Source organism: Streptosporangium sp. NPDC005286, from assembly GCF_040607515.1.
Taxonomy (GTDB): domain Bacteria; phylum Actinomycetota; class Actinomycetes; order Streptosporangiales; family Streptosporangiaceae; genus Streptosporangium.
Genome location: NZ_JBEXGU010000056.1, coordinates 14360 through 29382, shown reverse-complemented (window position 1 = coordinate 29382; position 15023 = coordinate 14360). Strand labels below are relative to the sequence as shown.

14 protein-coding genes are annotated in these 15023 nt (G+C 71.9%); 9 read left to right on the top strand and 5 right to left on the bottom strand.

The window, feature by feature from the left end:
• The first annotated feature begins 14 nt into the window (after window positions 1-14).
• The 9 genes from ABZU75_RS21430 (at window position 15) to ABZU75_RS21390 (ending at window position 10570) form a co-directional block, all read left to right on the top strand.
• Window positions 15-731: a M50 family metallopeptidase gene (locus tag ABZU75_RS21430; protein ID WP_355556800.1), complete on the top strand. Its 717-nt coding sequence runs from the start codon at window positions 15-17 to the stop codon at window positions 729-731.
• A gap of 235 nt (window positions 732-966) precedes the next feature.
• Window positions 967-1692: a histidine kinase gene (locus ABZU75_RS21425; protein WP_355556798.1), complete on the top strand. Its 726-nt coding sequence runs from the start codon at window positions 967-969 to the stop codon at window positions 1690-1692.
• Window positions 1693-1840: 148 nt separating this feature from the next.
• On the top strand, window positions 1841-4477 hold the full coding sequence (gene lanKC / locus ABZU75_RS21420; RefSeq protein ID WP_355556795.1) for a class III lanthionine synthetase LanKC: 2637 nt from the start codon (window positions 1841-1843) through the stop codon (window positions 4475-4477).
• Between the two features lie 4 nt (window positions 4478-4481).
• On the top strand, window positions 4482-4613 hold the full coding sequence (locus ABZU75_RS21415) for a SapB/AmfS family lanthipeptide (protein WP_350916758.1): 132 nt from the start codon (window positions 4482-4484) through the stop codon (window positions 4611-4613).
• A 41-nt stretch (window positions 4614-4654) separates the two neighbouring features.
• On the top strand, window positions 4655-4786 hold the full coding sequence (locus tag ABZU75_RS21410; RefSeq protein WP_355556791.1) for a SapB/AmfS family lanthipeptide: 132 nt from the start codon (window positions 4655-4657) through the stop codon (window positions 4784-4786).
• 49 nt (window positions 4787-4835) lie between these two features.
• Window positions 4836-4967, top strand: coding sequence for a SapB/AmfS family lanthipeptide (locus ABZU75_RS21405; protein ID WP_326641550.1), 132 nt, complete (start codon window positions 4836-4838; stop codon window positions 4965-4967).
• Between the two features lie 71 nt (window positions 4968-5038).
• Entirely contained in the window at window positions 5039-6781 is a 1743-nt protein-coding gene (locus ABZU75_RS21400) for an ABC transporter ATP-binding protein (RefSeq protein ID WP_355556786.1), read from the top strand.
• Window positions 6782-6836: 55 nt separating this feature from the next.
• Entirely contained in the window at window positions 6837-8528 is a 1692-nt protein-coding gene (locus ABZU75_RS21395) for an ABC transporter ATP-binding protein (protein WP_355556784.1), read from the top strand.
• A gap of 47 nt (window positions 8529-8575) precedes the next feature.
• Complete coding sequence (locus tag ABZU75_RS21390; protein WP_355556781.1) at window positions 8576-10570, top strand: prolyl oligopeptidase family serine peptidase; 1995 nt, start codon at window positions 8576-8578, stop codon at window positions 10568-10570.
• A 35-nt stretch (window positions 10571-10605) separates the two neighbouring features.
• Here the strand turns inward: ABZU75_RS21390 and ABZU75_RS21385 are convergent, their stop codons facing one another.
• The 5 genes from ABZU75_RS21385 to ABZU75_RS21365 all read right to left on the bottom strand — a co-directional run bounded on the left by ABZU75_RS21385 (window position 10606) and on the right by ABZU75_RS21365 (window position 14860).
• Window positions 10606-11517 carry an oxidoreductase gene (locus tag ABZU75_RS21385; RefSeq protein WP_355556778.1) on the bottom strand — a complete coding sequence of 304 codons (912 nt, stop codon included), beginning with the start codon at window positions 11515-11517 and terminating at the stop codon, window positions 10606-10608.
• 111 nt (window positions 11518-11628) lie between these two features.
• Entirely contained in the window at window positions 11629-13068 is a 1440-nt protein-coding gene (locus ABZU75_RS21380; protein WP_355556775.1) for a carboxylesterase family protein, read from the bottom strand.
• A 70-nt stretch (window positions 13069-13138) separates the two neighbouring features.
• Window positions 13139-13624: a MarR family winged helix-turn-helix transcriptional regulator gene (locus tag ABZU75_RS21375; protein ID WP_355556772.1), complete on the bottom strand. Its 486-nt coding sequence runs from the start codon at window positions 13622-13624 to the stop codon at window positions 13139-13141.
• A gap of 482 nt (window positions 13625-14106) precedes the next feature.
• On the bottom strand, window positions 14107-14274 hold the full coding sequence (locus ABZU75_RS21370) for a hypothetical protein (RefSeq protein WP_355556770.1): 168 nt from the start codon (window positions 14272-14274) through the stop codon (window positions 14107-14109).
• A 133-nt stretch (window positions 14275-14407) separates the two neighbouring features.
• Window positions 14408-14860: a VOC family protein gene (locus ABZU75_RS21365; RefSeq protein WP_355556767.1), complete on the bottom strand. Its 453-nt coding sequence runs from the start codon at window positions 14858-14860 to the stop codon at window positions 14408-14410.
• Window positions 14861-15023 lie beyond the last annotated feature (163 nt).

The window sequence follows — 15023 nt, the reverse complement described above, 5'->3', positions numbered from 1 at the left end:
AGGAGAAGTGAGCGTTGTCCGACCTCTGGGTGACCCTGACCACGGCCCGTTCCGGGCCGCCCCTCTGGGTCGTGCTGCTGTCCGCGCTGGCCGCACTGGGCGTGGTGTCGTGGTCCACCTCGTGGCAGTTGTCGCGAGGTCTGATCACCATCGCCCACGAGGGCGGGCACGCACTGATGGCACTGCTCACCCGGCGCAAGCTGGAGGGCATCCGCCTGCACTCCGACACCTCCGGCGTGACCCTGACCAGGGGCAGGCCCCGCGGGCCCGGCATGATCCTGACCGCCGCCGCCGGATACGTCGCCCCGTCCCTGCTGGGGCTGGGCGGGGCATGGCTGACCTCCTCCGGCTACGTGGAGGTGCTGATCGCAATAGTGATCGTGCTGCTGTTCTGCATGCTGCTGCTGATCCGCAACCTGTTCGGCGTGGTGAGCCTGCTGGCGACCGGGGGCGCGATCTCCGTCTTCACCTGGTACGCCGAGCCCGACATGGACGCCGCCCTCGCCTATCTGGCCGTGTGGTTCCTGCTGCTGGGGGGTGTGCGGCCGATCGTGGAGCTGCAGCGCAAGCGGCGTTACGGCCGGGCACCCGACTCCGACGCCGATCAGCTCGCCCGGCTGACCTTCCTGCCCGGCGGGTTCTGGGTGTTCCTCTTCCTGGTGGTCGCGGGCGCCTGCCTGGTGGCCGGGACCTATTTGCTGCTGCCTCCGGCGTTCAAGCTCTCCTGGTAAGCCCACCCCCGGACCGGCCCAGGTGATTTCGCGGTGACGCACGGCGTGCGCCAGGAGAACCCCTGACCAGCGGCCGACTCCCTCGCCATCCAGTTCAGATCATCGCATTTCCAGCTCATTAGTCATAATTATGTCCCACCTCCGAATAAAGCGGCAGGCCGCCCTTCTCGGTTGACATTTAACACCTTTTTGAGTTTATTAGAAGGAATATAGTTTCCGCTGTGAGAGGCGCTTCATGCCGCATCCCGCCTACCTCGTCGGAACGGCCGGGGCGGGCATCCTGCTGATCTCTCTGGGCGTCACGCTCGCCCTCACCCTGCGGATCAGGCGCCTGCGCGTCGAGCGGGAGCGCGCCCTCGCCAGGGCCTACGAGGGGTTCGCCCGCGACATGCACGACATCGTGGGGCACTGGCTCTGGCTGGCGTCCATCAAGGGAGAGCTGGCCCACCGGCGGGCCGCCGGCGACGCACGCCTGCGCGAGGATCTGGAAGAGGTGCTCCAGGCGGTACGGCAGGCCGCGCACGCCGTACGGAACGTGTCCGCGGCCCGCCACCGGCTTTCGTTCCCCGGCGAGGCCGCCCGCGCCAGAGCGCTGATGGAGGGGTTCGGAGCCTACTGCTCGGTCCGGGTGGACACCGATGAGCTGCCCGAGCCCGTGAGCGCGGCGCTGGGCGCCGTGGTGCGCGAGGGCGTGACGAACATGCTGCGGCACAGCCAGGTGAAGCGGTGCGCGATCGAACTGGTCGAGCACGGCGGCCTGCTACGCCTGACCGTCGTCAACGACGGGGCACCCCGGCGGGAGGCGCCCTCCACCGGCGGCGACATCGGCAGCGACATCGGCAGCGGGGTGGGCAACCTCCGCCACCGCCTGGGCGAGCTGGGCGGCACGGTACAGGTGACGGGCGGTGCGGACGGGTGGTTCACCCTGATAGCCGAGGTTCCCGGCAATTATTCCGAATAACCTTCATGTCTCTCACAAAAGCACAGGTAGTACCCACCTTCACGGTCGACACTGTGCGTTTCGCATATACGAGTGGTTTAGTTTGTAACTAGTGGTTTCTCGGGTTATCCGTAATTCTCTCTTCTGGAAGACAGCAGGGGAGAATGCCGTGGATGACCAGTATGAGCTTTATTGCCTGGCGGACCCGCTTTTTTACGACACGCTTGACGGTCGGCGGAGCGACCACCCCGATTTCGCGCTCGCGGCCCGGGAGGTCCCGGACGGCTGGCAGCACCAGGCGACCGACACCTGGATGCACTACGCGCCGCTCGCGGGCCGCATCCCCGCCCAGGGCTGGAAGGTCCACGTCTCGGCCCGCGCCGAGGACGCCGAGCGCGCCCTGGAGACGGTCTGGGACTACTGCGTCCCCCGCGGCATCGCGTTCAAGTTCCTGCGCAGCCTGCCGGTCATGACCATGCTGAACTCCAAGGCCGCCCCCCGCGGCGCCAGCGGCAAGCTCGTGACGATCTACCCGGTGGACGAGGCACAGCTGGAGCTCACCCTGAAGGAGCTCGACGAGCTGCTCGCCGGCGTCGAGGGGCCGTACATCCTCAGCGACCTCCGCTACGGCGAGGGCCCGCTCTTCGTGCGGTACGGCGGGTTCGCCGCGCGGCGCTGCCTGGCCGGCAACGGCGAGCTGGTGCCGGCCATGGAGGACGGCGAGGGGCGGCTGGTCCCCGACGTGCGCGAGCCCTCCTTCGGAGTGCCGTCCTGGGTGACGCTGCCCGCCTTCCTCGAACCCCACCTGGCCGCCCGCAACGCGGTCACCACCGAGAACCTGCCGTACCGGGTCGAGAGCGTCATGCAGTTCTCCAACGGTGGCGGCGTCTACCTCGGCGAGGACCTGCGCACCGGGGAGCGGGTCGTGCTGAAGGAGGCCCGCCCGCACGCCGGTCTCGACGCCGCCGGCCGGGACGCCGTGGCACGGCTGGCACACGAGCGCGACATGCTGGAGCACCTGTCCGGGCTGGACGCGGTGCCCGCGCTGATCGACTACTTCACCCTGGGAGGCCACCACTTCCTGGTCGAGGAGTTCGTCGACGGCAACCCGCTCCAGCGGCAGCTCGTACAGAGATACCCGCTGACCAGGGCCACCTGCGACGAGGCGGCCCTCGCCGAGTACACCGCCTGGGTGCTCGACACGCTTCCCAAGGTGCGGCGGGCGATCGAGTTCCTGCACGGACGCGGGGTGGTCTTCGGCGACCTGCACCCGAACAACATCCTGGTGACCGCGGACGGCCGCCTGGTGCTGATCGACTACGAGGTGGCGACCTTCAGCACCGATCGCGGCCGCGCGGCGCTCGCCCATCCGGCATTCGGCGCGCCGGCCGACCGGCAGGGCACGGACGTCGACCGCTACGCCCTCGCCTGCCTCTGCCTCGGCCTGTTCGCCCCCCAGCTCACGATCATGCTGCCGCTCGACCGCGCCAAGGTGGTCGACCTGGCCAGGCTCATCACCGAGACCTTTCCCGTGCCGCCCGAGGTGATCGGCGAGGCGGTCCTGACCGTCGCGGGCCCCGCTCCGGCGGCGGTCACACCGTTCCCGAGGCCGGGCCACGACGGCTGGCCCGAGCTCAGGGAGGCGATGACCCGGGCCATCCTGGCGAGTGCCACTCCCGACCGCGACGACCGGCTCTTCCCAGGCGACGTCGCCCAGTTCCAGCCCGGCGGGGGCGTCAACCTCGCGTACGGCGCCGCGGGCGTGCTCTACGCGCTGGCGGTGACCGGGGCCGAGCGCCTCCCGGCCCACGAGGACTGGCTGCGCCGCAGGGCGCTGGCCCCCGCTCCGGGGACCGGTGTCGGTTTCTACGACGGGCTGCACGGCGTGGCCTACGTCCTCGACCTGCTCGGGCACCGCCAGGACGCGATCGACACCGTCGACCTGTGCCTGCGCGAGAAGTGGGAGGCGCTGGAGCTGGGGCTGTTCGGCGGCCTGGCGGGCATGGGCCTGAACCTTCTCCATCTGGGCGTCACCACCGGCGAACGGACCTTCGCCGACCTTGCCCTGCGGATCGTCGACATCTGCTCCGACAGGCTGGGCGGGCCCGACGACGTGCCGAAGATCAGCGGCGGCAGCCATCCCCGCGCCGGGCTGATGTACGGCTCCTCCGGGCCCGCCCTTCTCTTCCTGCACGCCTACGAGCGCACCGGCGACACGTCGCTGCTCGACCGGGCGGCCGTGGCGCTCCGGCAGGACCTGCGGCGCTGCGTCACCGGCGAGGACGGAACCCTCCAGGTCAACCAGGGCTGGCGCACGCTGCCCTACCTGGACGAGGGGTCCGTGGGCATCGGCATGGTGCTCGCCCGCTACCTGGCCCACCGCCACGACGCGGACCTCCGCACCGCGCTCGACGGCTGCCGGCTCGTCACCCGGGGACGGTACTTCGTGCAGTCCGGCCTGTTCACCGGCAGGAGCGGCGTGCTCGCCGCCCTCGGCTGGGGCCTGGGACCCGAGACCCCCCGCACCGACCACCCAGACCTGGCCGCGCAGCTGCGCGGGCTCGGCTGGCACGCGCTGCCCCACGGCGGCGGGCTGGCCTTCCCCGGCGACCAGCTGCTCAGGCTCTCCATGGACTTCGCGACCGGCACGGCCGGAGTCCTGTTCGCGATGAGCGCCGTGCTGCACGACCGGCCGGCGTTCCTCCCCTTCATCGAGCCGCCCGGCGGCACGAACGCCCCTGCCTGGGCGTCCGCGCACGGATCCGCCGGGCGGTTTGGCTCCTGCGACTCACCGAAGGAGGTGTAACGACATGGTTCTTCTCGACCTGCAGTCCCTGGAAACCCCCGGTGGCGGCTCCGGCGGCGGCGGTGGCAGCACCCTCACCGTCCTGGGCTGCCAGTCCGGCCGGCCCAGCAACCTGAGCCTGCTGCTCTGCCACTAGTCCTCCCCATATCGGTTCCCATCTACAAGTGAGGCAATCCCATGATCCTTCTCGACCTGCAGTCCCTGGAGACCCCCGGCGGCGGCTCCGGCGGCGGTGGCGGCAGCACCCTCACCGTCCTGGGCTGCCAGTCCGGCCGGCCCAGCAACCTGAGCCTGCTGCTCTGCCACTAGTCCTCCCGTTCCACGAAAACCCAGACAACCTAGAAACGGAGCCATTCCCATGGTCCTTCTCGACCTGCAGTCCCTGGAGACCCCCGGCGGCGGCCACGGCGGCGGTGGCGGCAGCACCCTCACCGTCCTGGGCTGCCAGTCCGGCCGGCCCAGCAACCTGAGCCTGCTGCTCTGCCACTAGTGAGACCCCGTGCCCGGGACGGCCAGCGACGGCGGCCGCCCCGGGCACACCCGTTCCAGGAAGGAGGGACCGTGCGGGCAGCCGACCGGCTGGTGGCCGAGACCGTACGACGTGGCGGACCCTGGCTGGCCGTCCTCGCGGTCACCTCCGTGCTGGGCGCGTTCGCCCAGCTCGCGCTCCCGCTGGTGCTGGGCAGGACCGTCGACGAGCTCGTGGCCGGCGGCACGGACACGGCGACCTGGCTCGGCACCTGCGCGGGCGTGGTGATCCTGACCGTGGCCTGCGACACCCTCGGCGTCTGGGCCTCGGGATCGAGCGGCGCGCGCTCCTCGGCCTGGCTCAGGGAACGGGTGGTGCGCGGCGTCCTCGGCATCGGGCCGGCGATCACCCGCCGGTTCCCCGAGGGGGACCTGGTCACCCGGATGGGCCTGAACACCGAGGAGATCGGACACGTCCCCGAGTCGCTCGTCACCGGGGCGGCGCTGGTCATCCCCACCGCGGGCGGCATCGTGGCCCTCACCCTCATCGACCCCCTGCTGACCGCGACGCTGGTCGTCGGGCTCGTCCTCATCGCGCTCGTCCTGCGGGCCTTCCTCACCGTGAGCACCGCGATCGCGGGCGACTACCAGGCGGCGCAGGGCGACATCGCCGCCCGTCTCGTCGACGCGCTCGCCGGGGCCCGTACGATCGCCGCGGCCGGTACCGCCGATCGGGAGCGGGCGCGGGTGCTGACCGCGCTGCCCCTGCTGCGCAGGCATGCCATGGCCATGTGGCGGGCCAACGCGCGGGCCGGCGTGCAGGCCGGTGCCGTGGTCCCGCTGCTGGAGGTCGCCGTGCTCGGGGTGGGCGGGCTGCGACTGGCCGCCGGAGACCTCACGGCCGGCGAGTTGTACGCCGCCGCCCGCTACGTCGTGCTCGGCGCCGGCCTCGGCTCGGCGCTTGGCTACGTCGGCCGCCTGGCCCGGGCGCGGGCCGCCGCCGCCAGGGTGGACGAGCTGGTCGCCGAGAGCCCCCGGGCCTATGGCACACGGCCGCTGCCGCCGGGCCCCGGCACGCTGGAGCTCCGCGGCGTGGACGCGGGCGGCCTGCGCGAGCTGGACCTCGTCGTCCCCGGCGGGCAGGCGGTGGCCGTGGTCGGCCGCTCGGGCGCCGGCAAGTCGCTGCTCGCCGCGGTCGCCGGACGGCTGGTGGACCCACGCCACGGCACGGTCCACCTCGACGGCGTCCCGCTGCCGGAACTCTCCCGCGAGGCGCTCCGCCGGGCCGTCGGGTACGCCTTCGAGCGCCCGGTCCTGCTCGGCGACACCGTCGCCGCCGCGATCGCCCTGGGCACCGAAACCCCCGCCCGCGCCCCCGGCACCGGCCGCCACGGCCGCCGCACCGGAGGCGGCCGGGTCGAACAACCAGGCGCGAACAGGGAGGTCGTGCGGGCCGCCGCGCGGGCGGCCCGCGCCGACACCTTCGTCCGGCGCCTCCCACTCGGATACGACACGCCACTACAGGAGGCGCCCATGTCCGGCGGTGAGCGGCAAAGGCTCGGCCTGGCCCGCGCCTTCGCGCAGGGGCGGCGCCTGCTCATCCTGGACGACGCCACCTCAAGCCTGGACACCGTCACCGAGCGCCAGGTCGCCCGGGCACTGTCCGGGGAACTGCGCGACCGCACCCGTCTGATCGTGACCCACCGGGTGGCGACCGCCGCGGCCGCCGACCGGGTGATCTGGCTGGACGACGGGCGGGTACGCGCCTGCGGCAGCCACCATGCCCTCTGGGCCGACCCGGCCTACCGCGCCGTCTTCCAGGCGGGTGCCTCATGACCGCCACAGACCCGTACCGGCTCCGGGACGGCGCCGTCTTCCGGGTGGGCGCCCGGTGAACCGGCCCATCCGGCGGGCGCTCACCAGGGACCCGTACCAGCTGGTCAGGCTCGCGGGCTGGTCCGTGGCGGAGACCGCGCCCGCGCTGGTCATCGGCCTGGCCATCGCGCGGGCGATCGACGACGGCTTCGGCGCGGGACGCCCCGCGGCCGGGTTCGCCTGGCTGGCCCTGCTCGGCGGTGCCTGGCTGCTGGCCGCCGTCGGCGCGCGTCAGGTGGTACTGGCCGTCGCCGCGATCGTGGAGCCGTTCCGCGAGGAGCTGCTCGCGCATGTCGTCGACGACGCACTGCGCCACTCGGCCGCCTCCGGGCAGGGGCCGGGGGCGGGAGCGGTGGCCCGCGCCAACCTCCAGGTCGAGCTGGCCCGCGACGCCTTCGCCTCGGTCATCACCGTGGTCAGGTCGTTCGCGTTCACCGTGGTGAGCGTGGTACTCGGGCTGGCGACCCTCGTCCCCGGGGTGCTCGCGCTGGTGCTGCCGCCGTTCTGCGCGGGCCTCGTCCTCTTCTCACTGTCGCTGCGTGCCCTGGCCAGGCGGCAGCGGGACTTCATCCTGGCCGACGAGCGTACCGCCGGGGCGCTGGCCGGCATGGTGGGCGGGCTGCGCGACATCACCGCCTGCCGGGCCGAGGAGCGGGTCGCGGGTGACGTCGGCCTCCGGGTGACCGAGCAGGCCCGCGCGGCCAGGTCGCTGGCGCGGGTGACCGCGCTGCGCACCGCGTCGCTGGCGGTGGGCGGCTGGCTGCCGGTACTGCTGGTGCTGGCCGGGACCCCCTGGCTGCTCCGCGAGGGCGCGGGCGCCGGGGTGATCCTGGGCGCGCTGGCCTACGTCACCCAGTCGCTGGCGCCCGCGCTCGGCAACCTCGTGGAGGGGCTGGGAATCAACGGCGTCCGGCTCCGGGTGGCACTCGACCGGCTGCTGCGCGACGGCGACCCGCCCGTACGGGCACGCGGACGGCTCGCGGCCGAGAGCGGAGGTGCCGAGCTGCGCGGCGTGACGTTCGCCTACGGCCCGCACGCCGAACCGGTGATCGACCGCCTCGACCTGTCGGTCCCCGAGGGGGACCACATCGCGGTGGTCGGGCCGAGCGGCATCGGCAAGTCCACCCTCGCCGCGCTGCTGACCGGCGTGCTGCTGCCGGGCTCCGGCCAGGTCATGGTGGGCGGCGTGCCCGCCGACCGCCTCGACCCCGCCGACCGGGTGCTCATCCCCCAGCAGGCGTACGTCTTCCGCGGCTCCCTGCTGGAGAACCTGACCTACCTGTCCGACGCCCCGAAGGAGACGGTGGACGAGGCCGTGGCCGCGGTCGGCCTGACGAACCTGGTGGCGCGGCTGGGCGGCTACTCCGCCGAGATCGACTCCGGCCTGCTCTCACCCGCCGAGCAGCAGCTGGTCGCCCTGGCCCGCGCCTACCTGGCCCCGGCCCGGCTGGTGATCCTCGACGAGGCGACCTGCCATCTGGACCCGGCGGCCGAGGCCCGCGCGGAGGAGGCGTTCGCCCGCCGGGGCGGCACGCTCCTCGTCATCGCCCACCGGCTGACCTCCGCCCTGCGGGCGCGGCGGATCCTCGTGATGGACGGCACCAGCGTCCGGCTGGGCACGCACGAGGAGATGCTCGCCGCCTCCCCGCTCTACGCCGACCTGGCCGGACAGTGGAATCCGTCGAGCAGACAGGAGCTGGTGCCTTGACTCTCCCCGAAGCCAGAGCCCTGGGTGTCCACGCCGAAGGAGATTCGATGATCTATCCTCCCGCCGAGCGGCAACCGGTCGTCGACCACCTGCACGGCCACATGGTGCCCGACCCGTACCGCTGGCTGGAAGACGCGGACAGCCCGGAGACGCGGGGCTGGATGTCCGCCCAGGAGGAGCTGTGGCGCGGCCACGCCGCCGCGCTGCCCGGGCGCGACCTGTGGCACGCGCGGGTGGCCGCGCTGACCGGCGCCGGGATGGTCGGCGTGCCGATGTGGCGCGGTGGGAGCCGGTTCCTGCTGCGCCGTACGGCCGACCAGGAGCACGCGGTCCTCTATCGCACCGGCCCCGACGGGGTCGAGGAGGCGCTGATCGACCCGGTGGAGCTGGACCCGAGCGGGCTGACCACGCTCGACCACTGGCAGCCCGACTCGGACGGCCGACTGGTGGCCTACCAGCTCTCCACGCACGGCGACGAGCGCTCGGAGCTGCGGGTGATGGACGTCGCCACCCGGCGGGTGGTCGACGGCCCGATCGACCGCTGCCGGTACGCGCCGGTGGCGTGGCTGCCCGACGGTAAGGCGTTCTTCTACGTCCGCGCCCGCCAGGTCCGCCTGCACCGGCTCGGCACCCCGGCCGAGGACGATGCCGTGATCATGGGCGAGGACCGCTCCTACGGGCTGGGGATCAGCTACAACGGGCGCTGGCTGACCGTCTCGGCGGCGGCGGACGACGGCAACGACCTCTGGCTGGCCGACCTGTCCACCTCCTCTCCCGAGCGCCCTGACCTGCGGGTCGTCCAGCGGGCGGCGGGCGCGGTGACGATGTCCGCGGTCGGCCGCGACGGGCGCCTGTACCTGCTCACCACCCTGGACGCGCCACGGGGACGGCTCTGCGTGGCCGACCCCGCGCGGCCTGGCACCGAGCACTGGATCGAGCTGGTCGGCGAGGACCCGCAGGCGGTGATCGGCGAGTTCGCGATCGCCGGACAGACGCTGCTCGTCGGCTGGACCCGGCACGCGGTCGGCGAGATCAGCGTCCACGACCTGGCGACCGGGGAGCGGCGCGGCCTGGTGCCGCTGCCGGGGCTCGGCTCGGCCGGCGCGATGTCCACCCGTCCCGAGGGCGGCCACGAGGTCTGGTTCACCTACACCGACAGCGTCACTCCGCCGAGCGTGCACCACTACGACACCCGTACCGGGCAGACCTCGCTGTGGAGCGCCGCGCCCGGCGCGGTGCAGGTGCCGGAGCTGGAGGCCCGGCAGGTGGTCTTCGCCTCGGCGGACGGCACCCCGGTGCGGATGGTCGTGCTGGCACGGCCCGGCTCGGGCCCCCGGCCCACGATCCTGTACGGCTACGGCGGCTTCGGGCTCTCGCTCACCCCCTCGTACTCCGGCTACATCCTGCCCTGGGTCGAGGCCGGCGGGGTGTTCGCCCTCGCCCAGCTGCGCGGCGGCGGCGAGGAGGGCGCCGCCTGGCACCGCGACGGCATGCTGGAGCGCAAGCAGAACGTCTTCGACGACTTCGCGGCGGCGGCCGAGGCGCTCGTCTCCGGCGGCTGGACCACTCCCGCGCAGCTGGGCGCCTGCGGCGAGTCCAACGGCGGGCTACTGGTCGGCGCCGCGCTGACCCAGCGCCCCGACCTGTTCGCCGCCGCGGTCTGCTCGGCACCGCTGCTCGACATGGTCCGCTACGAACGCTCGGGGCTCGGCCCGGCCTGGCGTTCGGAGTACGGCTCGGCCGACGACCCCGAGCAGCTGGGCCGGCTGCTGGGCTACTCCCCCTACCACCGCGTCACCGAGGGCGTCGACTACCCGGCGACCCTGCTGACCACCTTCGGCGGCGACTCCCGCGTCGATCCCCTGCACGCGCGCAAGATGTGCGCGGCCCTGCAGTGGGCGACCTCGGGCTCACGGCCGATCCTGCTCCGCCACGAGGGGGACGTCGGCCACGGCTCCCGCGCAACCGGCCGCGCGGTCGCCCTGGCCGCCGACATGCTCACCTTCCTCGCGGCCCACACCGGTCTGGAGGCCGACGCCTGAAACCTCCGCCCGGCCTTTGGGAGCTCTCTTTCTGCTCACTCCCCACCCTGCTGGAGGGAGTCGAGGCGGGTCATTTCGTCCTCTGAGAGCCGCAGGGCGCCGGCGGCCACGTTGTCGGTCAGGTGATCGGGGTCGCCGGTGCCGGGGATGGCCAGCACATGTGGTCCGCGCTGCAACGTCCAGGCCAGCCGGACCTGCGCGGCCGTCACGCCGTGCGCGCGTGCGACGGCGAACACCTCCTCGCTGTCGGTGACCCCCGCCCCCGCCTCGCGCCCGGCACCGGCGATCGCGAAGAACGGTACGAACGCCACCCCCTGCTCCCCGCAGATACGCAGGAACTCGTGGTCCTCGGGCCGTGCGCCGATGCCGTAGGCGTTCTGCACGCAGACCACCGGCGCGACGGCCTGGGCCTCGGCGAGATGTGCGGGCGTGACGTTGGAGATGCCCAGATGCCGGATCAGCCCGGCGTCGCGCAGGTCGGCCAGCGCACCGAAGTGCTCGGCGATCGAGCCGGTCGCCAGGCTCCGCGGAATGCGCAGGTTCACCACGTCGAGGTGGTCCCGGCCGAGCTGGCGCAGGTTCTCCTCGACCTGGCCACGCAGCTGCTCCGGCCTGCCCCACAACCACTCACCCGACGGATCCCGGCCCGGCCCGACCTTGGTGACGATGACCAGATCATCGGGGTACGGCGCCAGCGCGCGGTTGATCAGCTCGTTCGCCGAGCGCAGCGCCGAGAAGTAGAAGGCCGCGGTGTCGATGTGGTTCACCCCGAGCTCGACCGCGCGGCGCAGCACGGTGATCGCCCGGTCACGGTCGCTCGGGGCGCTGTTCCCGAACACCGTGCCGTGCTGCGTCAGGCGCATCGCGCCGAACCCGATCCGGTTGACCGGCAGGTCGCCGAGCTCGAAGACGCCCGCTGCCGCGGCGGTGATCGTCTTTGCGGTCATCGAATCTCCTTGCTCGTTGAGACCCCCGCCTTCAGGTGTGAGGAGGAGGTCAAGGCCGAAGTCTGTCAGCTCCGTCGACAGGGCAGGGCTTCGTTGATCCCACGCTCCCACTCACCTTGGCGCTGCGGGAGACGGCTGTGTCCGACCCCAGATGCGGTGGGAGTCCGGTACGGGATAAGCGGTGTCGGTGGGGGTGATGTCCCAGATCCGGGTGGAGCCGAGCCGGGTGTCGAAGGGCGGCCAGCCGGGGTCGCCGGTAGCGGCGAAAGAGGTCCATGCGGTGCGGATCTGCTGGGACAGGGTGGCGAAGCCGGCAGGGGGCGGGGTGCCGAGGAAACGGGCGGCGTAGCGGGTGTGCGGCAGGCCGAAGACGAACGGAAGGTCGATGCCGTGGGCGGCGCCGATCGGTCCTTGCCAGGCGAAGTCGTACAGCCAGGTGCGGCCGCCCGTCCTGGCGTGTGCTTCGGCGGTGAAGGTGGTCGGCATGCGCACCAGGGCGTCGGACATCAGCGTGGTGAACAGTTCGGTGACGGTGCTGTCGGGGTAGGCGGCCCGGTAGTCCAGGGCGGCATCGGAGGCGAGGCCGAACCGGGTGGCGACGGCCGCCAGGTCGATCCGCGCCGGGTCGGCCGTGGGCGGGAAACCGCGGTATTCGTCGTGGGTGAAGCCGCAGAGCAGGTCGATGTGGCGGGCACGTCCGTCGGCGAGAGCCTGCCAGGGAGGTGCGGTGACCAGGTCACCGTCGATGACGGGAGCGAAGGCGCCGCCGGGGCGCCCGCCGGTCAGTTGGGTGTCCGGCACTTCCAGGAGGGCTTGAGCGGGCAGCGCGGCCAGACCATCTCGGGTAGGGACGGTGCCGACGGCTGTCGCGAGCCGTTCGGTGACCCGCTGGGCTTCGGGGACGCCGAGGTAGCCGGCGGGAAGGCTCTGCACGATGCATCGCCGGAACAGACCGGCGGCTGCCGGCGCCGCGGCGAGCAGGGCGGCGGACGCGCCGCCGGCGGACTGGCCGAAGACCGTGACGTTGCCGTGGTCGCCGCCGAAAGCGGCGATGTTGTCCTGGACCCAGGCGAGCGCGGCGAGCTGGTCCAGCAGGCCTCGGTTGTCGGGTATGCCAGGCAGGTGGCCGAAGCCCTCGAATCCGGTGCGGTAGCCGAAGGTGACGACGACCACTCCGGATCCGGCCAGGACCGAGCCGTCGTAGTGCGGCATCGACGCGGCGCCGTGGATCCACTGGCCGCCGTAGATCCACACCATCACCGGCAGGCGCGCGGCCCCGGGGGCCGGGGTCCAGACGTTCACCGTCAGGCAGTCCAGGCCGTCGCCGGGCCGCCACACCGCCGGAACCCCCGGCGCCGGCGGTCGTTGCGGTGGCGCGCCGCCGAAAGCGTCGGCCTCCCGTACTCCGTTCCAGGACGTGGCCGGTTGCGGCGGCAGGAAACGCCGCGCGCCATCGGGTGCGGCGGCGTACGGGATGCCCTTGAACGAGACGATGCCCTCGCGGGTACGGCCGCGGACCAGACCTTGTTGGGTCTGCACCGTGTCGTGCATGTGTTCCTCCTGGCAAGGCCCCAGGCATCGATCGGCTCTGGGGGCATGGTCGGCATCGAGGCGTTTTCCGTCAGCGCAGGGACTGCCAGGCGCCGGTAGGGCCGTCCTTGGCGAGCTTGGTGAGCAGGCCGTGCAGGGTCTGCTGCTCCTCAGGGGTGAGCGGGCCGAAGAACTCCGCCGAGGCCTGCTCGCTGAGCCGCTCGACTTCCCGGACCTTGTCCAGGCCGGCAGGAAGGATGTGCACTTCCATGGCGCGGCGGTCGCCGATGTGCGGCCGACGCTCTGCCAGATCCATTGCCTCCAGCTCGTTCACCAGGGTGACCATGACGGGCTTGAACACCCTCAGCCGGTCGCTCAGCCGAGCCTGGATCATCGGGCCGTGCTGAATCTGGGTGAGCACGCCCAGGTGCTGTGGTTTCAGCCCGACCTGCGCCGCGACCTGCTCATAAGCCTCGCGGGCGTGGGCCGCGACCCAGTTCAGCAGGAAGCCGGTCCACCTGGTCAGAGATTCGGGCGGTCCATCCCCGGCTTCAGCCCCAGATTCGTTAACGTTCATAACGTTAATCACTTTAACGTTTTTCGCGAGAGCAGCCAAACCGCACCGAGGCCAACGCCGGTCCGGCCAGGCTGTGGACCAAGCAGACCCCCGTGGTGATCGAGGCCTCGCCCACCCCACCCTCCCCGCAAACGGTCTTGGACTCAAGGGATCAAGGCGCCGGCGGCACGATCCGCACGCCGTTCAAGCGCCATCGCCATCGTTGGGCACCCCGGAGCTGTACACCGACACGCAGGTCACAGCCTGAACCTGCCCCAAGATCGCCCGAACCTGAACGGCTCAGGGCTTTGGCGTACCGGATCGGTCTGCCGCAGCCTGTGCGATTCGACCTTCTCCCACCAGAGAGGCGGTGCGAAGATGAATGTCGCAGACCCACTGCGACCAGGACCATCAGAACGGCCACGCGTCCAGCGCACGCGGCCTGGTCGGCGACATCGGGAGCTCCGCGGCGTGCACCACACCCAGCCGCCGGGTGGCACGGGTCAGGGCGACGTACAGGTCGTTGAGCCCGCGCGGCCGCTCGGGGCACTGTTCCCGAACACCGTGCCGTGCTGCGTCAGGCGCATCGCGCCGAACCCGATCCGGTTGACCGGCAGGTCGCCGAGCTCGAAGACGCCCGCTACCGCGGCGGTGATCGTCTTTGCGGTCATCGAATCTCCTTGAGCGTGGAGACCCCCGCCTCCAGGCATGGGGAGAAAGTCAAGGTCGAAGTCTGCCGGCTCCTGAGCCGCGGCCACATCGCGACCGGAGTTCGGGCGGAAATCCCGGACCGCGTGAAAGGGCCTATGCGGCGCAGAACTCGTTGCCTTCCGGGTCCAGCATGATCCACCAGTGTCCGGCGGGCCCCTTGTTCACTTCGCGGACGCGGGTGGCGCCCAGGCCCTCCAGCCGTGCCGCCAGCGCGTCAAGACCACCGGGCTCGCTGTGTACGTCAATGTGCAGACGGTTCTTGCCGGATTTGCTCTCGGGTACGTCCTGGAAGAGCAGACGTCGCCCGCGGCCGACGCCGCTGGTCTTGTCGAACGGGTCCTCGGGGTGGCGGATCGCGGCGTAGCCACGGAAGACCTTACGGTCGTGATGCTCGGTGACCGCTTCCTCGCCGATATGGCCGGCGGCCAGCAGCTGCTCGATGAGCACGCTGGGATCTTCCACTTCGTAGCCCAGTGCCGCGGCCCAGAAGTCCGCGAGCGCGGGTGCGTTCGTACTGTCGATGACCAGCTTCCAACTCAATGCCATGTAACCAGTCATACTGGTTACATGGCATTCACCGCAACCCGAGGCTGACACTGCGTTCCCACACCGGCGTCGCCTACCGGTTCGACCCCGGCACCCTGTGCCTGGAACTGCTCACCACCGGCGGTATGAGGTACTACACGAGCCCGCCGACCTGGCCGCCTGG